Below are 21,172 nucleotides of genomic sequence, written 5' to 3'. Positions count from 1 at the left end.
TAATCAGTTGAAGTGGTTAGGGTACTGAAATCTACTTAATTTAAGGCTATTTTCAGGTGTGAACAAGCACAGTTTAATGGAAATTTCAATAGTTGTAAGAAAAAAAAATATATAATATAATACAACATATAGTGCAAAAGCACATTTCGGACACAATATATAGTATATGAAGTATTTAGGGGGTGACTTGCTAATCATAACAGTGTGATTAGCTTTTATAATGAAGAGTATTAACAATATAATAAAAAGATACTACACAAAAGAGTTAGAAACTAATAAAGATTTGACAGTATACGATTTATTCCAGTGGAAAAAAGTTGACGTAATTTTAAAAGACTATAAAAAAGGTACCATTCTCGTAGATATGAAGGACTTAGAATTTCCAATTCACTATTCACAAAATGCTTGTGATATAATTGCTTCTAAATATTTCAAAAGAGCTTTAGTACCTAATGAAGTAGGCTATGAAAATAGTCTTAAAATGGTGGCACATAGATTAGTTAATTTTTGGTGTGCATCTCTAAAGGATGAAGGTTTAATAACTAATGATGAGGAGTTTACAATACTTTATGATGAATTAGTTTATTGCTTCTTAAATCAAATGTATGCACCAAATTCACCCCAATGGTTTAATACTGGATTAAAGCTTTCTTATGATATAGCTGGTGAGCATCAAGGTCATTTTTATTATGATGAGAACTTAAAAAAAGTTGTTAAAAGCGTAGATAACTATACTAGAACTCAAGCTTCTGCTTGCTTTATTTTATCTATACAAGATAAACTTTTAGGACCTCATTCAATTTCTGAGCAATATGTAACAGAAACTAAACTATTTAAGGGTGGTTCTGGATGTGGAACTAACTATTCAACTCTTAGAGCTAAAGACGAAAAGCTTTCTGCTGGTGGAATTTCTTCAGGTGTTATGAGCTTTTTAAAGGGCTTTGATAGAAATGCTGGAACTATAAAATCTGGTGGTACTACAAGACGTGCAGCTAAAATGGTTTGCCTTGATATAGATCACCCAGAAATTAGAGAATTTATAAATTGGAAGGCTAGAGAAGAAGATAAGGTTCGTGCTTTAGGTAAAATGGGCTATGATGCTTCCTTTGAAGGCGAAGCTTATGAAACTGTATCCGGTCAAAACGGTAATAACTCTATAAGATTCAGCGATGAATTCATGAAAAAAGTTGAAAATCTATCTGAAAATCCAGATGAAGTAATAACTTTAAAGGGAAGAATAGATGAAAAAATTAATAAGGATGTTAAAGTTAGTGAGCTATGGGACGAATTCAACTTAGCTTCATGGCAATGTGCTGACCCAGCACCTCAATTTGATGATACCTTCAACGCTTGGCATACATGTCCCGGTGGTGAAGATGGAGACCTTGGTGCAAAGCATAATAGATTAAACTCTACTAACCCATGTGGTGAATATGCTTTCTTAGATGATACATCTTGTAACTTAGCTTCAATTAATATATATAAGTTCTATAACAAGGATAGTAAAGTATTTGATTTAGATGGATATGTTCATATGGTATCTTTGCTACAACTTATGCTTGAATCTTCTGTTCACTGGGGTCAATTCCCAACAGAAGATATTGCAAGAAAAACATATATGTTTAGAACAACAGGTCTTGGAATTGCAAACCTAGCTTCTCTTCTTATGGTAATGGGTTATGCTTACGATTCAGAAGAAGCTAGACAATTAACTGCTTCTCTAATTGGAGTGCTTACTGGAGCTTCTTACGTTACTTCTGCCCTTATGGCTGAAAAAGTAGGACCATTCGAAAAATATGACATTAATAAAGATGCAATGCTTAGAGTAATAAGAAATCATGGAAGGGTTGCAGGAGCGCTAGATAGTGAATACGAAGACCTTCACTATAGCCCTGTGGAAGTTAATCATGAAATTCTTAAGGCAGAAGGTAATACTGAGCTATCTGAACTTTTAAAAACTCTTTGGCAAGAAGCTGTAGAGTATGGTGAGAAATTTGGATATAGAAATGCTCAAGTATCTGTAATAGCTCCAACTGGAACAATTTCATTTGCTATGGATTGTGGTGCTACTTCTATTGAACCATACTTCTCCCACTTTGTTTATAAAAAATTATCCGGTGGTGGATTTATGACTATAGTAAATCCAATTATAGAAGATGCCCTTGATAACCTTGGATACTCACAAGATGAAATTAAAGACATAGTAGATTATATTCTTAGAAAAGAAATGGTTAATGAAAATGGATATGAGTATGAAAAAATTATAGATGGTAAAATTGAAGGAGCTCCTCATCTTAAAGAAGAACATATTCACATTTTTGATACAGCAAACAAATGTGGAAGTGGTGAGAGATATATTAAGCCTATGGGACACGTTCTAATGATGGCTGCCATCACACCTCTTATATCTGGTTCAGTTTCTAAGACGGTAAACCTACCTAAAACAGCTACTGTAGATGACTTTAAAAAGGTTGTCCTTGATTCTTGGAACCTTGGGGTAAAAGGAATATCTCTTTATAGAGATGGATGCAAAGCTAGTCAACCTTTAAATACAGTTTTAGAAGAAGAAAATGATGCAGATTTAGAAAAGCTAACTTATGAAGAGCTTTTATCTAAAGCTAAAGAACTACAAAATCAAACTACTTCATCTACTGTATTTACTCGTGAAAAACCAATTGGTATTAGATTTGGAACTACTCATCCTGCTCAAATAGATGATGTTAAAATATACACTACAGTTAATAGAAGAACAAATGGGGAAATTTCTGAAATTTATATAACTACAGATAGAGAAGGAACTATAATAACTGGACTCTTAAATTCTCTTTCTAAATCTATTTCTGTAATGCTACAATATCACGTTCCTGCAGCAGATATTGCTAAAATGCTTAGAGGCCAAAAATATGAACCTTATGGCTTTGTGCAAAAACATCCTTACATTAAGCATGTTAGCTCCATCTCTGACTTAATCAGTAAAGTTATAGATATTGAGCTTGGTGACTATTCTCGTTGCCAAATTAAACCTAACCCTAAGGATATGGTAAAACCAATAATTCATCATAATGAAGTATCTACTACTTCTATTGACCATGGGAAATCAGAAATAAAAGGTGAGCGTATTTACTCCGAGGTTTGTTCAAACTGTTCAAGTACAAACTTAGTGAGAAATGGTACATGTAAGGTTTGTCAAGATTGTGGAACAACCACTGGATGTAGCTAAAATTATACATGATAACTAAAAAGCCAGGCAAATTATTGCCTGGCTTTTCCTTGGTTTATATACTACACTATTTACTTGACTTAAGTAATGAATTTACTTGTTCTGTCCAATATCCTACAAATTCTGCCATGGCCCATTCTGCCATAACTATCTCCTCATCACCATTTAAAGAAATAGTTAACTCTGGTGATTCACTGATTTTTCCATCTTCTATTTTATATCCATATAAACTTGATTTTGTCTTTATTATAGTCATATTTTTATTAGGGGACGATAATGCATCCTCCGCTGATGGAACCTGATTTTTAATTCCTTGCCATGATGTAAATAGCCTATCATACCTAGCTACATTCTTAGATACTTTTAAAGGAATATTTATATTATTTTCAATACTTTCATCCTTTTTACTATGAACAGTATAAATCTGCCATCTTCCTTGATTTCTTTTGATAGAAACATCTGTAAACTTATTTATATCTTCTATATGAAGTCCTTGTGCTTCATTATTAAACTTAGTTATATTTTTCTGTTCACTAATATTTCCTAAGGAAACTGCTCCTTTACCTTCCATATTCATAGTATCAATTAAATATGTCCCTACCTTTTCCGCCCTATGATCTTCTCCTTGTTCATGAATTTTAATACTTATATAATCATTTCCTATAAAATTTATCTCTTTAGATACATTTATATTTGGTTCTTTACTTACTTTTAGATCAGCTTGCTTTTCAGATGGATTGCCACTTAAAAATACAAATTCTATATTATCCTTATAATTGTTTTCAATATATTCTCTATGAATTGAAACCTTGAAAAATCCATTTTTACGTGGTAAAAGTAGGAATGGAACCTCTTTACTATATATTTTTTTACCATCATAGGATATCCAAAGAGTTTTATATGTAAATCCCTCATCAGTTTTATCTTTAATGCCTATTAATACTCCATTACTAATTTCCTCACTATCTGCTATTTCATCTACACCGGTTTTTTCATTGATATTCTCCATGGGTTTATCATCTACTTTTTCAAGATAAAGTAAAACATCGTCCTGTATTACTAATATACCTTTATCTATAACAATAACTTCCTTTAAATATGTATTTTTAGATGATATGGTTACAACTTCTACTTCCTTAGTATCTTTTAAATAATCAGGTATAAAGCCTATAGTATTATAAATGTATTGTTCACCATTTACTAATTTAGCTTTATAAGTTATGTTCTTGTATGCCTTATCAAACATAAATACTTCTTCATTACTAAAACTCACTTTGCTGTCTAACAAATTACAATTAAATACTTCCTCTTCTGTAATTCCCACATAATTTTTAACTTGCCATTGTCCCTTTAAAATAGAATCATTATTTGGTTTCTTTACTTCTATGTTAAATTTATTACAACCAGTAAGAATAAGTGCTAACATAAAAGTTATCAGTATTCTTATTAATCTTTTCATCTCATATCTCCTCTAGGTAACATTATAATAACCTCTGTACCCTTTTGTAATTCACTATCTATCTTTAAAATTCCGCTATGCTGAGTTATAATTTCTTCACATATAGAGAGTCCTATACCATTGCTTGCATTTATATTTCTTCCCTTATAAAATTTTTCTTTAACATGAGGTAGTTCATCTTTAGAAATTCCATAGCCATAATCTTTAATTGATATAGTTAAATATTTTTCATCTTCTACTAGCTTAACTACTATTTTAGAATCATTAGGTGAAAACTTTATAGCATTATCTAAAATATTTATTAAAACCTGTTTCATTCTATTTTTATCAACTTCTATAGGTTTAACCTGTAGTTCTTCAAATATGACCTCTATTCCTCTAGACAGTAGTTTAGGTTCTAATTGTCTTAATATATCTTGAGTAAATTCACCTATACTTATCACTTCTTTTCTTAAAGTGATTTTACCTGAAATTAACTTTGAAAAGTCCAATAATTCTTCTACTAGATAAGTTAATCTTTCAACCTCTGACTCTATAATTTTAAGACCTTCTCTTACTTCTTCTTTATCTTCTAAATCTGAGGACTCTAACACAATGGCCCATCCCTTAATAGAAGTTAGAGGTGTTCTAAGTTCATGGGATACAGATGATATAAATTCATTCTTTAGTCTTTCATTTTTTAGTATCTCCTCAGACATATAGTTTAGAGTATCAGCTAAACTTCCTATCTCATCCTTAGAGTAATTTGGTATACTCTCTTTAAAGTTACCCTTAGCCATCTTTTCTGCTCCCACAGAAACTAGTTTTAAAGGCTTCATTATACTATTAGAAATAAATAAACTTATAGTAGACGAAATAGAAATTACTAGTATACCTAATAAAATTATTATAAACAATATTTCCCTTATGCTTTTATCTATACCTTCAGTAGAGGCGCTAAATCTCAATATTCCATCTACATCTGTATCAAAAGAAAGTGGATATGCTACACAAATAATCTTTTCATTCTTATTTTCATTTTGATATATATTAGCTTCCCCTTCAGTATTACCACTAGCTGCTGCTTTAACTTCTCTAGTTAATATTCTGTCCTTTGAAATATATCCTGAAGAATCCATCATAACATTACCTTCTAAGTCTATTATTTGAACTCTACAATCCGTATTACTCCAAAATGTATCATTATCATTAAATATATTCTCTTTTACAGTATTGGAGGACAAGTATGTATTATAAAAATCTGATGATATCTTGATTTGGCCATATATAGTATCCTCTAGATTTCTATAGTAATATCCTTTGATAGCTATGTAAACCATAATTTGAACTATGAATATGGTTATAGCTATTACAATTATATTACTGCTAGAAATCTTAGTTTTTAAGGATTTCACTTAATCTTCCCTCCACTTATATCCTGTTCCCCAAACAGTTTCAATATATTTAGGTTTAGATGAGTTATCTTCTATCTTACTTCTAATACGTCTTATATTTACATCAATAATTTTATTTTCCCCTATGTAATTATAGCCCCACACCATATCTAGAAGTTCATCTCTGCTAAAGGCCTTGTTTGGATTTTCCATAAACATTTTTATAAGCATATATTCTTTAGGGGTTAATTCTATCTCTACTCCACTTTTATATAGTACCTTACTATCCAAATCTATTTTAAAAGCTCCAGATATAATTTCTCTACTCTTAAGACCATTTCCTAGTTCCATTCTTCTAAGTAAAGATTTAATAATAGCTATAAGCTCTAATGGGTTGAAGGGCTTTATAATATAGTGATCTGCACCAAACTCTAATCCCATAATTTTATCCCCATCTTGCGCTCTAGCAGTAAGCATTATTATTCCCATCTGTGGATAACTTTTCTTTAAAATTTCACACACTTTATATCCATCAATTCCAGGAAGCATTATATCAAGTATTACAATATCAGGGCTCTCTTTTGCAACTTCTTCAATACCAAGTTCTCCTGTTTCTGCTTCTACTACCTGAAAGCCCTCTCTCTTAAGGCTTATTTTTACAAACTTTCTTATATGTTCTTCATCTTCAATTAATAATATTTTCTTCATTATATTCACCTCTAATGTACAAAAGCACCAATAGTAAAATAAATTAACATCGGTGCTTCTTGTTCGTAATTCTTATTTTCTCTTTAACTATTCTTCCTTATCATTACTTTCTTCATACTCTTCTACATCTACAATAGTAGAATCGCTATAGTCTATATAAGATTCTGAGTCTGGAGTTACATTGGCACTATTGCTACCTTGTGGCCTTCCATTCTCATTAGAAGAATAAAATTCGTTAGTTTCCTTTTTCACCTTATATTTTAAGTACATTATACTAAGGGTTATTATAATTACAATCCCTAAAATAAGCCATAAAATTCCTTTGAATACAATTCCTAAAACTCCAAAAATCAATGGAGAAAATATAAATAACAGTATACATACAAATATAACTTTTATTAATGTTTTCATCTCAACACTATTCATAAATTCTAATTCCTTTCTATATGTATCAATTAAATAATTAATATACTATCTGATTTTAAAATTATTATCTGCTTTAAAGGTAAATTTAAAAGCCCCCGTTTACATTTAGTATTTCCCCTGTGATATAGCTACTATCCTTACTAGCTAAAAATACAGCAGCTCTTCCCACTTCTGATACACTTCCAAATCTCCCCATGGGTATTTCCTCTGTTAATTCCACGCTTTCTTCCTCTTTCATCCACATGTTCATCTTAGTTTCGATAACACCCGGTGCTATGGCATTTACTTTTATATTACTTAATGCTAGTTCCTTAGCTAAGGCCTTTGTAAAGGAATTTATAGCTCCCTTTGATGCAGAATATAAAACTTCGCAGGCAGCTCCTTCACCTCCCCAAACTGATGATATATTAATAATGCTACCTTCTTTTCTTGAAATCATATGATTAACTACAGAGTTTGTAGTATTAAATACTGACTTAAAATTTACAGACATAATTTTATCAAAATCTTCTTCAGTGTCATCCATAAATAGTCCTATTTTAGAAATAGCTGCATTGTTTACTAATACATCCACTCTGCCCAATTTCTCTAGAGTATATTCTATTAATTCCTTAGAAAAGTTATAATTACTTACATCTCCTTTAAATAAAGTACAATAATTTCCCATGGAACTAATTTGATTTAAAGTCTCCCTTGCACTTTCATCATCGTTAAAATAGTTTAGTACTAATATTGCTCCTTCTTTAGCAAATTCTAAGGCTATTCCCTTACCTATACCTCTTGTTCCTCCTGTAATTACTACCACTTTTCCCTTTAATTTCATTTTCATACCTCTTAAAACTTCTTTAATTCCCATTGTAGTTATTTTAACATTTGTTTTTTTATAGCACTAGTTATATGTACTGAAAATAAATTAATTTAAATAAATGTTAATATATTTTACATTTACTTTAATTAGTTCATTTATTAACTATAAAATTAATTTATTTCTTGTATTTTTTATTATATTTAAATATAAATCCTCTTTATTATTATATCATAATATGGTATGATAATCATGATTTAATAGTAAAGGGGGGTCTTTTTCATGGCTTATAAAATAGTAGATACTTGCATCTCTTGTGGTGCTTGCGAATCTGAATGTCCAGTTAGCTGCATAAGTGCAGGAGATGGATTATACGTTATCGATGCTGATTCTTGTATCGAATGTGGTGCTTGTGCTAGCGTTTGCCCAGTTGGTGCTCCAGTTCAAGACTAATTGAAATAAAAAATAGATGTNNACATCTATTTTTTATTTCAATTTTTTATCTTAATTTTTTATTTTAATTTACTTATAGCATTAGTGTCTCTAATAAATATTAACCCATCAAAGGTATCTATAGGCTTTAATTTCATATAATAATCTTCTTCATACCCATTATAAAAAATAATGTTATGCATTAGTATTGAAGATGATAATATTTTTTTAACATCCTTATCCTGTGATGAAGATTTAAAATCTATAAAACTATTTGATATTTCTGTAAGGTTAAATATATTAGAAAACATTTGAGGATTTCCTTCTTCTATATTATAGATTTCATACTCACTACCTACACCACTACTGTCTATAGGATACGCTCCAAAACTACCTTGATGAAATTCTAATGCTAATGAATAATATTTATCTTTATACATCTCCTTTAAATTATACCCCATGCTTTTATAATCTTTAGAAATATTGCTTATATGTTGATTTCCACTCCAAAGAACTATTTTATCATTTCCATTTTTACTCTCACGATCTAGAATCCATTTAATATTATCAGCTAATAATTTTCCTTCCATATTCAAAGCTTCTTTAATGTTATGCTCTGGTCCACTGTATATGGCTAATTCTATGCTTTTCAAGATAGTCTGAAGATATTTCGAAGCCTCTTCATATTTCTCTTCTGAGGTACTTTTTACAAGTTTCTCTTTATTTTCATTAAATATATTAATTAGAATTTCAACCTTTTCTTGTTCTCTTCTTAACTCACTTGTAGGTATATTTCTAACGGGTCTTCCTCTTACTTCATCCAATTCACCATCAAACTTCTTGTATAGATCTTCATCAATATCTCTTAAATAATTTATTACAAAATTTGAACTATCTTCAGCATTAGTAACTTGAATACCGTAAAACTTAATTTTTTCCTTATGATTAGAATCTTCATTATACTTTCTCATCCATTCTATTAACTCCAAAGACTCCACCGTTGACCAAGAATAACCTCCATTTATCTTTGTTTGTCTTACTATATTTTCAGCATTTCCTTCCCCATTCAATATATAATTATTAATTAATTCAGTTCTTCCAAAATCCACATCCATAGCAAAGGTTCTATACCCCATTTCCTCTACTAAAAATTCCAGCATACGATGCTTAATTTGAAAAAACTCTTTTGTTCCATAGGTTGCCCCACCTAAGGCTATAATTTGTTTATCCTTAAATATATCCTTAAATTCCTTTAAATCTTCAAAGCCATTGCCAACCTCCACAGTGTTTAAAGGAACTAATTTTTCTTTTATAATTTCAGCCTCCTCATTAGGACTAAGTTTTCCCCAAAATAATCCTACGCATACTAGTCCGAGAATTATTATAACTGAAATTATTAATAATACCTTATTTCCTCTTTTCATCTTCATATACCCCCTAAATACCTATTTTAACCCTTAACTCAACATTTTCAACTTATGGTTATATATATATATTATAGCAAATTTTAGGAATATTTCAATTTTTATCTAGGTCATCTTAGAGTAATGGACAAAATTCTTCTTATTTTTAACTATATAGCATAAATACAATGAAAAATCAGTAAATCCCCCAATTGAAATTTACTGATTATATAATTAGTCTAGTATATTACCAAAGCCTTCCCCTAAAACCTCATGGACATTATGGGTTATGATAAAAGCACATGGATCCACTTCTTTTATAAAATTTCTAAGCTTAATAAACTCCTTTTTACCCATTACAGTTATTAAAACATCACTTTTTTCTAAATTGTATGCTCCTATAGCACGATAAATAGTAGCACTCCTACCTAGCTCTTCAATAATAAACTTTCTTATCTCTTCAGTTTTAGAACTCATTATTTCGATTCTCTTAGTTATATTAAGTCCATCTATAACAAAGTCTACCATGGAGCCATTTATTATAACACCAAGTAAAGCATACATCCCTGTAGTAGCTCCAAATGCTATAACTGCAAGTAAGGTTATACTAAAATCTATAATTAAAAGTCCTTTTCCAATTTCTAAATGAGCATATTTGTTTAATATTTTAGCAGGTATATCCGTTCCCCCTGTAGATGCATTCCTATTAAACACTATAGCCATACCTATAGCCCCAATTAATATACCAAAAATTAAATTTATAAGTATATCCTGTGAAATAGGTTTACTAATAGGTGCTATTTTTTCTAAAAGGGATATTATTACTGAAAGCATAAGGCTAGAATATATAGTTTTTGTTCCAAATGCCTTTCCAATAAAAATAAAACCTATGACAAAGAAAAATATGTTCCCTATAAGCATTATAATACCAATACTAAGGTTAGGAATATAATGGTTTATTATCATAGCGAGCCCAGTAAGTCCTCCAGCTGCTAAATTGTGTGGAACTAGAAAAAAATGAATACCTATAGCTATTAAAGTTAATCCAAAAGTTATTATAATATAATCTTTTATTTCCTTTTTCAAACCCATTCCTCCTCAATTCACCCTATTGATTTTTGTAAAAACTATCTTATGTTTTTCAATTTTATGTTAACTCTCTTTATTTAATCATATATCAATAGATAAGTTATTACAATATCTCTCTTTTTCTTATATATGTTTCACTGTTTAAACACTTATATACGTAAAAAACTACTACTATAAAATTTAACCGAACTTAATCAGAAAATTTCATAATAGTAGCTTGTTCTTTATATTTACTTATAGTATTTTTCTTTACTTGCAATGAAATGTAGCACACTCTGTTTCTCTTGGCTTACATGCATGGTCTCCAGAAATACAAATTTCTGAAGCATCACATTTATGGTTTTCGTTATAAACACAATTGGTAGCTTCACATCCTACTACCATTTCTGGATTAGGTCTTTGATTACTATTTGACATAGCTCCGCTTTTTTCTGCAAAACTATCACAACAAGTAGATGATTTATGAGTAGCTTCTCTTCCACCTACTTGAATAGAATCAATGCAGCAATAATAATCATTATTATATGCACAACTACATGCATCACATTTTAATTTAGTCATAAGAATGCCTCCTAAAGTTTATTTCAATAATATTGTTTCAATTTAGTAGGCAAATTATTCTTACATAATTTTATTGTTCTTTTACTTTATCTTTACAAATACGGAAAATTGAATTTCTGTAGACTCTATATGGTCATAATTTAAATCCTTACGACCAGAAAAGTTATCAATTTTTATTTTAATTTTAACTTTATCTGTTTCATCTTCAAATTGCATATCTTCTACAGGTATGGAGTTTGTTTTATTAACACCATATTTATCTATTATCCTATTAAAATACTCATTTAAATTTTTATTATATATCTGTTTACCTTTCTCTAATATCTTAAGTTCATTAGATGCTTTATTATAGTCAACTGTAATTCCATAAGAATTCTTATTAGCAGCACTTTGATAACTTATAATGTTAAAAAGGTAATCATAGTCCTTTATTTCTATAGGCTCTGATATTTCTTCACTTATAAAATAAAAATGTTCATATCTACTTTCATAATTTAAATTAGAATAAGTTATTCCTAGTACCCTCTCTGTATCACTTATAGTAAAATTATCTGGCAAATATTTAATATCCTTTAATTCATGTTTTCTATTAAAATAATCCAAAATACTATTGAGTTCTATTTGATCACCTTTAGAAACTGGATCTATAGCTTTAACTATTTTACCATTTTCAATCATATTATTTTTTATAAGGAACTTTTCAAATCTTTTATTTTGACTATACTTAGATAAATTATAACTACTCAAAGGTCCACAAATTGATATAAAAGTAATTATAGTAAGAGATATTGGAAGTATAATATTTTTTACTTTCTTAATTATTGAGTAATATATCATTATTCCAAAGACCCAAATCCCTAGTGCTAAAACAAAATATCTATTTTCAGTTATTCCATAGGCATTAACTCTTATTCCCATAGAAATAAACATAAGTACTATAAGAGGAAGTATTGCCTTTGGAAACATCTTTACAAACTTGCTTACCCAAGGACTATTTTCCTTTACTGGTGAAGTTAAAAACAAGGTTCCTGCTGATATTACTCCATACCATAATACTAAATGAGAAACTAATCCTTCAGGCCACTGTCTAGTAATAATTATCTTAGCAAAATATATATATAAGATTATTGTGTATATAGAAATTAATGGCATAATTATATAAATCATTAATATTTTAAACACCTTTGGATACTTTTCAACCTTTATAACTTCTTCCTTTTCTGGGATTCCTCCAAGAAAGAAGCATTGTGCAAAAACTCCTACAACTATAAGCCATGTATAATAATATATCTCATATTTAACTTCTATTCCAAAAAGATAATCTACGGTGAACAATATTGCTATTAATCCTAAATATAAAACTATAGAATATAAAACTGTTGTAAAAAATCTTCCTAAAACCTTTATTACATACATCTCAAAACTTCCATCCTTATAAATATATGGAGTAAAAAAGAACCCTGTAATAAATATTATAATAAGACCAACATATCTAGTAATCTGAACCATATTTAAATCTCCAAGACAAAAATATCCGTAGACTGCTAAACAAATAGCTGCAATAATATAAATTAGATATTTAAACTTCTCATTAGATTTATTTCTTCTTTCAAAATATAATTCAATGCAAATATATACTGGAATACCAAGTACTAAAGTCATCACAACACGTCTTAATTCCTCGTCACTTCCAATACTTTCTCCCATATAGATTAAAGTTATAACTGCAGCTATAGATAAAAATATGGGTATAGGAAATCTTTTTACTGAATCTTTTATAGAATTTTTCCATCCATTTACCAAAATTTTAATATACAATAATATGCCCCCTTTATTATAAAATTATTTTTCTATGTTTTATAGTTACCTTTAGATAACTATTTATGTACCACTGTAAATTACACCCATTATACCATATCATCTAAATTAAAACATTTATCTATTACACATAATATTATCATATATGTAAAGAATATTCCTATTAAATATAAAGGAGGTGACCTTTAGTTTGAAGCCCATTGCTTCTACTAAAGAACTTAATGTTTATTCCTAAAAGAATATTATTTGAAAAAGGATCCTTGGATTATGAAATAGGCAAAAATATTTATAACACTTTTAAGGATAATAAAAATATTGAAATAATAAAATTAACTTCTAATAAGATTAAAGAGCGAATTCCTGGTGAAAATTTGCATAGCTTTTATAGTGAAGGTAAGAATACCCTAGTTGTGGGTATAAAAAAAAGAAGTAAATTTCAATCCTGTAAACCTTCTGCTAATTGGCAGTTACCCCTAGTGTCCGGTTGTATTGCCCATTGTCAGTATTGCTACTTAAATACAAATCTAGGTGATAAACCTTATATAAAGATTAATGTAAATATAGATGATATTCTAAATCAAGCAAATGAATATATTAAAGAAAGATTACCTTCTAAAACTTTATTTGAAGGTTCTGCCACCTCTGATCCTATACCTATAGAACCTTATACTAATAGTTTAAAAAAAGCTATAGAATTCTTTGCTAATAGCGATCATGGACTATTTCGTTTTGTTACAAAGTTTAATGATGTTGATAGTCTATTAGATATAGATCACAAGGGACATACAGAAATTCGATTTACTCTAAATACAGATAAAGTAATCAGTGACTTTGAAAATAGAGCCGCTTCTATAGATAAAAGAATAGAAGCTAGTGTAAAGGTGGCTAATGCTGGGTATCCTATAGGTTTTATTATTGCGCCAGTATTTCTTTATGAAGGTTGGAAAAACGATTATAAACAACTTTTATTAAACCTTAAGGATAAGCTTCCTGATAACTTAACTACTCCTGTTACCTTTGAAATAATATCTCATAGGTATACTCCTAGAGCAAAAAATATAATTCTAGAAGTATTTCCTGAAACAACACTTCCTATGGTTGATGAGGAAAGAAAATATAAATATGGACAATTTGGATATGGTAAATATGTATATACAAAAGAGCAGTTAGAAGAGATGAAAGAATTTTTTAGTTTAGAAATTGACTCTATATTTAATAATAAAGTTATAAAGTATATAATATAATGTTAAATGCAAAAGCCAAGCTATATTACCTTATATAACTTGGCTTCTTTAATGTTATAAAATTGTTTTTATATCTTTTGATTTATTCTATGTTTATATATTATTTAATTAATTTCAGCAAATTCTTCTAAGGTTATTCCATCATTATAAATCTTTTCTGACATTTCACTACCCACATATCTCACATGCCAAGGTTCATAATTATATCCTGTTATATCTTCTTTTCCCGACTCATATCTTACTATAAATCCATATTTATATGCATTATTAGCTATCCAATTAGCTTCTGGACATCCTTCAGATATCCATCCAGAACTAGTTGCTAAATCCATAGCCTCTCCTAGTTGATGCTCACTTGCTCCAGGCTTTGCTACATATTTATCTGAATAAGATTTTCCTTGGGTTTCCACATTATATTCATATAAACTTTTTTGTGTTTTGTAAGATCTATAGCCTGATAAACCACATAAGTAAACCCCATCCTTTGAAGCAGCATCTACTAGTTCCTCTAAAGCCTTAGCAGACTCCTTTGTCATATATCTTTCTTCTTCTGTGGATTCTGGTAAGAATTCTATATTTACTGAAACTAAATCCTTTGGCTTATAATCTGATGTTAAAGCATAATTTTTATTTACCACTACTTTATCATAATCATTAATAATAAAATATCCCTCTGATTTCAAATGAAATTTATTGATTAAATAATTTGTAGCACACATGCCTAATATAACTATTACTAGTAACTTCAATATAACTCTTCTTGCTTTTCTAACCTTTTTCTTTTTTCCCATAAGACCATCTCCTTAAGTTCATATACTTATTTTAAACCTTATGAGATTATTATTTATTACTTAAAGCTTACAAATTTATTACTTATTTATTAAGACATGAAATTTAAACTATTCTCCTTCTTTAGTAAACCAACCTCTACTATTATTAGCTATTCTAACAAGGGTAAGCATCACAGGTACTTCTACTAATACACCTACAACTGTAGCTAATGCAGCACCTGATTGTAATCCAAATAATGAAATTGCTACTGCTACTGCTAATTCAAAAAAGTTACTTGCTCCAATCATTCCTGCTGGTGCTGCTATAGAATGTGGCAACTTCCAAAGTTTTGCCCAAATATAAGCTATTCCAAATATAAGGAAGGTTTGAATTATAAGTGGTACTGCAATTAATACTATATGAACAGGATTATTTAAAATAGTATCACCTTGGAAGGAGAATAATATAATCAAAGTCAGTAATAATCCTATTATAGTAACATTATCAAACTTCTTTAAAAATACATTATTAAAATAATCTATTCCTTTGTTTTTAATTATTAATGTTCTAGTTATAAATCCCAGTGCTAATGGTATAACTACAAATAAAACTGTTGATAATACAAGAGTTTCTATAGGTATAACTACATCTCCAACACCTAGTAAAAAAGCTACAATAGGAGCAAATGCAATTAAAATAATCAAGTCATTAACTGCTACCTGAACTAAAGTATAGGAAGGATCCCCTTTAGTTAAGTGACTCCAAACAAATACCATAGCTGTACATGGTGCAGCTCCTAAAAGCACTGCTCCAGCTAAATACTCCTTAGCAAGTTCTGGTGCTATTATGCCCTTAAATACTATAAAGAAGAAAAATGCTGATATAGCATACATTGTAAAAGGTTTAATAAGCCAATTAGTTGTACAAGTAACTATAAGTCCCTTTGGTTTTCTAGTGGCATTAATTATACTTCCAAAATCAATCTTTAACATCATAGGGTATATCATTAACCATATAAGTATAGCCACAGGTATTGACACATTATAATACTCAAACTTATTTAGAGTATTAGGTATCATAGGCAAAAACTGACCAACCAATATTCCCACTACAATACAAAGGGCAACCCATAGAGTTAAGTATCTTTCAAAAACACCTAACCCTTTTCCACTATTTTCTTTATTATTACCCATAAGATAAACCTCCTATAATTCAATTTCTTTATTTTTTATTCTCTTAGCTAAATTTTTAATTTTTTCTTCAACAATTTTAGCAGTTTTAATAAATTCTTCATCTGACTTTCCAGTTGGATCCTCTAATCCCCAATCCTCTATATGCTTTCCGGGTAAAATAGGACATACAACATTACAACCCATTTTAATAACTATATCTACCTCAGGTATATCTCCTAGCAGTTTAGATTTCTGAGTCTCATTCATATCAATGTTATATAGCTCATTTATTATTCTAACCGCATCTTGATTTATTGTAGGTCTTAGTTGGGTCCCTGCAGAATAACTTTCAAAAACCTCTCCTTCATATAACTTTCCTAAGGCCTCCGCCATTTGAGATCTACAAGAATTGTGAACACATATAAATGCCACCTTTAGTTTCATATTAACTCCTCCATTCTTAATTGGTTAGTGTATGGTTTTCACACTTTTTATTTTAAAAATATCTATATATAACATGGATTTATTTACATCTACACTTTTCTTTTTCTTTGCAAATACACTCCTCTTTATCTGTTGTAACACTTGTTAAAAACAATATTAATTTATTACAATTAGTATTATTTAAAGAATAATGACTCCACAGTCCATCCTTTCTACTCTCAACAAGACCACAATCCATCAACACCTTCATATGATGTGAAAGAGTTGGTTGTGTAAAATCAAAATGTTCTAGAATATCACATGCACATCTTTCCCCACAGGATAATATGTCTACTATTTTTAACCTATTTGGATCAGATAATGCTTTTATAATTTTTGCATTTTCTTCATAATTCATTTTAACGCCTCCTTATATAGATAACTGTCTATGTTTATAATATAGACCATCACCTATATAGTGTCAATATGCTTATTTAATTTTTCTCCCTGTGCTAGATTTATTCTTAACTATGTAGAATGATTTATTTGTATAATTAAAAATAAGTAACTAAATTTAATATCTAGTTACTTATTCTAAAACTTTTACTATATAGATTTTTTTATTAACTCTACTATTTGTTTAGTAGATAAAACTTGTCCCATAGCCTTTGGTTTACCATTTATCATGAGAGTAGGAGTAGTCATAACTCCTAATGAAATAATATCTACTAAAGATTCAACCTTAGTGACATCAGCTTCTATCCCTAACTCCTTTAAAGCTTCCAAAGTATTATCATAAAGTTTAGTGCATTTAGAGCACCCTTCTCCTAAAACCTTAAATTCCATATGAACTCCTCCTAAAATTCAAAACTTTAATTTTTAAGTTCCATTTTTTCTCCTACAATTTCATTCCAATTATTAATTATAGGCTTTATTATATTAGGCCCTATTTTAGATATAAACACTAGTTGTGAAACTTCCTTTGGTTCACATGGCTTATAATCTATATTTTTTCCTACCACATCTATTTGTTGCCATCCATCATTTAAGTTAAAGAAGCCTTTTATTCTATAGCTATACTTCTTTATAGAATTTAAGAATTCTTCCATTTTATTTTTGCTTACAACACTACTAAAATTCATAGTTAAGCTTTTTGGCTTATTTTCCACAGTATTTGTAGACTCTTCTCCTTCAGCCCACTGATTTACTAATAGATCCTTATCTAAAAAGTCCATACTAAACTCTCCAAAGGAACAAGTTTCTATATCACACTTTGGATTTACCAGTCTAACTTCTTTAATTACGTTCTTTAGCTCTTCCTCTTCAATTAAATCTACCTTATTTATGATAGCCATATGACAATGCTTTAATTGACGATTTACTGTTTCTAAATCTTCTAATTGCTCTCTAAAGTTCATTCCATCGATTAAGCATAATACTCCCTTTAAATCATAGGTTGTTTCAGGTGATAAAACCTTTACACCTTTAAGTATCTCTTCTATATTAGATGGATCTGCTAGGCCTGAACTCTCTACAAAGACATACTCTAAATCCTGTTTACTCATTTCAGCTAAAGCTTGAGCAAAGGATATTTTTAAACATGAGCAAAAGATAGATCCCCTATTAATCTCTACCATCTCAATATTATCTCTTTTAAGTATAGTTCCATCTATGCCTAGCTTCCCAAATTCATTTTGTATAACTCCAACCTTATTTCCTTTTAACACATCTAATAGCCTTAAAAGTACCGTAGTTTTACCTGAACCTAAAAATCCAGTTAATACATATAAATTAATTTTTTTCTCCATGGTTTGCCCTCCTGTAGATTAATAATATAAAGAAATATCCTTAGATTTTTTAGTTCTTAGAGTTTAAAAAACTTCTTAATTCAGTAATTCTCTCTGAATTTAATGTATATTTCATCCAAGAGCCATCCTTGTTACCAAGAACCAATCCACTATCTGTTAAAATCTTCATATGATAAGATAAGGTAGGTTGAGTAATATTAAAATTCTCAAGAATTTTACATGCACACAATTCCTCTGATTCTGTAAGCATATTAATAATTTTTAGTCTAGTCTCATCTGCCAATGCTTTAAACATTTGAACATATTCTGCATAATCATATTTCATAAAATTCTATCTCCTAATCTTCTATTTATAAGTATTTTATATCCCTATTATATCCTTCATATAGATATTTGTCTATATGACTTTTTAATCTCAATTATTACAAATCCTAAAAAACAATATGTGATTCCATTAAATGCAAATAGCTATCTCTATATAAGTTTTTAGTAATTTTGAGATATCTAAATTTCTTAAATCCTAAATTTACATTGTATATGTATTTTTCCCTAATGATTTAGATAAATATAACTTTTCATCAGCTTCTTTTACTAAATTATATATATCCTCTTCATTAATTATTCTAGTAATTTCTATACCTATACTAACAGTTATTCTATCGCTAACTTGTGAACATTCATGAATAATATTAAGTTCCCTAAGATGCTTCATAAACCTTTTTATATTTTCAATAGTCTCTTTCTCATCCAGCCTAGATATTATTGAGAATTCTTCTCCCCCATACCTGCAGACTACATCCTCATTAAATATATCTTTCAAAGCTTTTGATACTACTTTTAAAATCTTATCTCCTTGAACATGCCCATAGTTATCATTGTATAGTTTAAAATCATCTATATCTACCATTAGAAACGTAATAACTTCTTTATTCTGACAGGCTTTTAATAATTCCAAATGCATAAATCTTCTATTATATGTATCCGTTAAAAAATCTCTCTCACTTATTAGTTTTAGCTCCTTATTTATTATAGATATTGCATTGTTTCTTATACCTAATACAAATACTGTAATAATTAAAAATATATTTATAAACTTACACAGACTTTCTTCTTTGATGAATATTATACTAACTAATAGTAGCAATGGAAATAGTACTATTAGTTTTTTTTTATATTTTCCTAACTTCATAAAAACTACTCTTATCGCTCCTCCCCATTCTGGGTAAAGTATGATAATTTTCCTCTCAACTATTTCTGTAAATAATGATTTTGCTCCGTCATAACTTTAACCTACAGATTAAACATTCGTACAATAATACTAAATCATTAGCCTAAAAATTTAAGCTTTAGTATATCCTATTACTATGCATCTATAAAAATAGACAACCATAATTTCATATTGGATTGCCTTCTAAATATATTGTAGCAATATTTTCATTAGTTAATTATGTTATCTAAGTAATTTTATTTTGTATAAATATTATCCTTAATATTTATTAAGTTAAAATTTTATAGTTAGTATTTATTCTAACATTTGAATAAATTATTTATTCTACCGTTTTTCCATTTAGTCTATAGTATATTTTTATCATTTGTTTATATAACTTTTAATCTAAGAGATCCTTCAAACTAACCTCAAGTGCAATAGCCAAACTATTTAGAGTTTTTAGAGATGGCACTGTTCTTAAATTTTCAATATCAGATAAGTATGTGTTAGATATACCTGATAATTGAGCCAATTTATTTTGATTTATGCCCATTGATTTTCTAATAAATTTGATTTTTTTTCCTATTTCCACTCTATCACCCCAAACACTATTTTACGCTAATAAAGTAAAAAATCAATAGTTTTATGATTTTTTTACTGTCTATACATATTTTTTGTTCGTTTACTTATACTAATACTTAAACTATAATTTTATTATAAAAGTACGTAAATAACGTACTTTATTGGAGGTATATATATGAATTCAAGAAAAAAACTTAGAGACCTTAGAAAATCTAAAGGATTAACTTTAAAAGAATTATCTACTAAAACAAATTTATCAATATCGTTTATAAGTGATATTGAGCACAATAGAAGTAATCCTTCTATATCTACTTTAAAAATACTTTGTAATGCTTTAGATGTACCTATATCCTATTTATTAGAAGATGATAAAACTCCATCTAATTTAATATGTACTGATTTAGATGCAGTATTATCAATGCTACTAAATGACTTCTCATCTTGGAGTTATGATGACAAAATAGAACTAATCTGCTATCTAAAAGCTAAAAAACATGTTCGAGAAGCACAAAAAAAGATATGAATATATAAATTTATATAAATAATTTTAATACTATTTAATCAAATTAAACTTTAAATCTAATTTATGTTATTACTTAATTTATTTTATATTATTTATAACATCCATCCCGTATTATGGCTTTTTTTGTAATATTTGTTTCATTTTTCTT

The 21,172-nt window shown here is 28.8% G+C and carries 22 protein-coding genes; 4 read left to right on the top strand and 18 right to left on the bottom strand.

The window, feature by feature from the left end:
• The first annotated feature begins 220 nt into the window (after nt 1-220).
• Nucleotides 221-3,220: a vitamin B12-dependent ribonucleotide reductase gene (locus B3B03_RS15090; RefSeq protein WP_346848547.1), complete on the top strand. Its 3,000-nt coding sequence runs from the start codon at nt 221-223 to the stop codon at nt 3,218-3,220.
• A gap of 67 nt (nt 3,221-3,287) precedes the next feature.
• Here B3B03_RS15090 and B3B03_RS15085 read toward each other — a convergent pair whose 3' ends face one another.
• The 5 genes from B3B03_RS15085 to ymfI all read right to left on the bottom strand — a co-directional run bounded on the left by B3B03_RS15085 (nt 3,288) and on the right by ymfI (nt 8,009).
• Complete coding sequence (locus B3B03_RS15085; RefSeq protein WP_346877751.1) at nt 3,288-4,679, bottom strand: hypothetical protein; 1,392 nt, start codon at nt 4,677-4,679, stop codon at nt 3,288-3,290.
• Nucleotides 4,676-6,073 carry a HAMP domain-containing sensor histidine kinase gene (locus tag B3B03_RS15080; protein ID WP_346848545.1) on the bottom strand — a complete coding sequence of 466 codons (1,398 nt, stop codon included), beginning with the start codon at nt 6,071-6,073 and terminating at the stop codon, nt 4,676-4,678. Before B3B03_RS15080 ends, B3B03_RS15085 begins: the two co-directional genes overlap by 4 nt.
• Nucleotides 6,074-6,760: a response regulator transcription factor gene (locus tag B3B03_RS15075; RefSeq protein WP_035133134.1), complete on the bottom strand. Its 687-nt coding sequence runs from the start codon at nt 6,758-6,760 to the stop codon at nt 6,074-6,076.
• Between the two features lie 87 nt (nt 6,761-6,847).
• A complete protein-coding gene (locus B3B03_RS15070; protein ID WP_346848544.1) occupies nt 6,848-7,186 on the bottom strand; it encodes a hypothetical protein in 339 nt (112 codons plus the stop codon).
• A gap of 85 nt (nt 7,187-7,271) precedes the next feature.
• Nucleotides 7,272-8,009, bottom strand: coding sequence for an elongation factor P 5-aminopentanone reductase (gene ymfI, locus B3B03_RS15065; RefSeq protein ID WP_346877810.1), 738 nt, complete (start codon nt 8,007-8,009; stop codon nt 7,272-7,274).
• Nucleotides 8,010-8,273: 264 nt separating this feature from the next.
• Between ymfI and B3B03_RS15060 the strand changes: the two genes are divergently transcribed.
• Nucleotides 8,274-8,444 (top strand): DUF362 domain-containing protein, encoded by a 171-nt coding sequence (locus B3B03_RS15060; protein ID WP_035133140.1) that lies wholly within the window; start codon nt 8,274-8,276, stop codon nt 8,442-8,444.
• 59 nt (nt 8,445-8,503) lie between these two features.
• Here B3B03_RS15060 and B3B03_RS15055 read toward each other — a convergent pair whose 3' ends face one another.
• The 4 genes from B3B03_RS15055 to B3B03_RS15040 form a co-directional block, all read right to left on the bottom strand.
• Nucleotides 8,504-9,847 carry an erythromycin esterase family protein gene (locus B3B03_RS15055; RefSeq protein WP_346848542.1) on the bottom strand — a complete coding sequence of 448 codons (1,344 nt, stop codon included), beginning with the start codon at nt 9,845-9,847 and terminating at the stop codon, nt 8,504-8,506.
• A gap of 213 nt (nt 9,848-10,060) precedes the next feature.
• Entirely contained in the window at nt 10,061-10,918 is an 858-nt protein-coding gene (locus B3B03_RS15050) for a YitT family protein (RefSeq protein ID WP_346877750.1), read from the bottom strand.
• Between the two features lie 246 nt (nt 10,919-11,164).
• Entirely contained in the window at nt 11,165-11,476 is a 312-nt protein-coding gene (locus tag B3B03_RS15045) for a DUF1540 domain-containing protein (protein ID WP_150846074.1), read from the bottom strand.
• An 81-nt stretch (nt 11,477-11,557) separates the two neighbouring features.
• Nucleotides 11,558-13,294 carry a DUF4153 domain-containing protein gene (locus B3B03_RS15040; protein ID WP_346877749.1) on the bottom strand — a complete coding sequence of 579 codons (1,737 nt, stop codon included), beginning with the start codon at nt 13,292-13,294 and terminating at the stop codon, nt 11,558-11,560.
• Nucleotides 13,295-13,515: 221 nt separating this feature from the next.
• On the opposite strand from B3B03_RS15040, the gene splB reads away from it, so the two are divergent.
• Nucleotides 13,516-14,538, top strand: a complete 1,023-nt coding sequence (gene splB, locus B3B03_RS15035) for a spore photoproduct lyase (RefSeq protein ID WP_346848539.1) — start codon at nt 13,516-13,518, stop codon at nt 14,536-14,538.
• 104 nt (nt 14,539-14,642) lie between these two features.
• Here the strand turns inward: splB and B3B03_RS15030 are convergent, their stop codons facing one another.
• From B3B03_RS15030 to B3B03_RS14990, 9 genes are all read right to left on the bottom strand, one after another.
• Nucleotides 14,643-15,329 carry a M15 family metallopeptidase gene (locus tag B3B03_RS15030; protein ID WP_346877748.1) on the bottom strand — a complete coding sequence of 229 codons (687 nt, stop codon included), beginning with the start codon at nt 15,327-15,329 and terminating at the stop codon, nt 14,643-14,645.
• 108 nt (nt 15,330-15,437) lie between these two features.
• Nucleotides 15,438-16,502 carry an ACR3 family arsenite efflux transporter gene (gene arsB / locus B3B03_RS15025; protein WP_346867429.1) on the bottom strand — a complete coding sequence of 355 codons (1,065 nt, stop codon included), beginning with the start codon at nt 16,500-16,502 and terminating at the stop codon, nt 15,438-15,440.
• Nucleotides 16,503-16,514: 12 nt separating this feature from the next.
• On the bottom strand, nt 16,515-16,925 hold the full coding sequence (locus B3B03_RS15020; protein WP_346848536.1) for an arsenate reductase ArsC: 411 nt from the start codon (nt 16,923-16,925) through the stop codon (nt 16,515-16,517).
• A 79-nt stretch (nt 16,926-17,004) separates the two neighbouring features.
• Nucleotides 17,005-17,322 carry an ArsR/SmtB family transcription factor gene (locus tag B3B03_RS15015; protein WP_346848535.1) on the bottom strand — a complete coding sequence of 106 codons (318 nt, stop codon included), beginning with the start codon at nt 17,320-17,322 and terminating at the stop codon, nt 17,005-17,007.
• Between the two features lie 188 nt (nt 17,323-17,510).
• Nucleotides 17,511-17,750, bottom strand: a complete 240-nt coding sequence (locus B3B03_RS15010) for a thioredoxin family protein (RefSeq protein WP_346848534.1) — start codon at nt 17,748-17,750, stop codon at nt 17,511-17,513.
• A 26-nt stretch (nt 17,751-17,776) separates the two neighbouring features.
• Nucleotides 17,777-18,712 carry a CobW family GTP-binding protein gene (locus tag B3B03_RS15005; protein ID WP_346848533.1) on the bottom strand — a complete coding sequence of 312 codons (936 nt, stop codon included), beginning with the start codon at nt 18,710-18,712 and terminating at the stop codon, nt 17,777-17,779.
• Nucleotides 18,713-18,761: 49 nt separating this feature from the next.
• Nucleotides 18,762-19,037: an ArsR/SmtB family transcription factor gene (locus B3B03_RS15000; protein ID WP_035133162.1), complete on the bottom strand. Its 276-nt coding sequence runs from the start codon at nt 19,035-19,037 to the stop codon at nt 18,762-18,764.
• 201 nt (nt 19,038-19,238) lie between these two features.
• On the bottom strand, nt 19,239-19,901 hold the full coding sequence (locus tag B3B03_RS14995) for a GGDEF domain-containing protein (RefSeq protein WP_346848532.1): 663 nt from the start codon (nt 19,899-19,901) through the stop codon (nt 19,239-19,241).
• A 418-nt stretch (nt 19,902-20,319) separates the two neighbouring features.
• Nucleotides 20,320-20,511: a helix-turn-helix transcriptional regulator gene (locus tag B3B03_RS14990; RefSeq protein WP_346848531.1), complete on the bottom strand. Its 192-nt coding sequence runs from the start codon at nt 20,509-20,511 to the stop codon at nt 20,320-20,322.
• Nucleotides 20,512-20,676: 165 nt separating this feature from the next.
• Between B3B03_RS14990 and B3B03_RS14985 the strand changes: the two genes are divergently transcribed.
• The gene (locus tag B3B03_RS14985) at nt 20,677-21,024 is read left to right on the top strand and encodes a helix-turn-helix domain-containing protein (RefSeq protein WP_346848530.1); all 348 of its coding nucleotides are present in this window, start codon (nt 20,677-20,679) and stop codon (nt 21,022-21,024) included.
• The last annotated feature ends 148 nt before the right edge of the window (nt 21,025-21,172 follow it).

It is taken from the genome of Clostridium sp. UBA5712, assembly GCF_002419845.1.
GTDB lineage: Bacteria > Bacillota > Clostridia > Clostridiales > Clostridiaceae > Clostridium_J > Clostridium_J sulfidigenes.
This window is presented reverse-complemented; position numbering and strand designations above follow the sequence as displayed.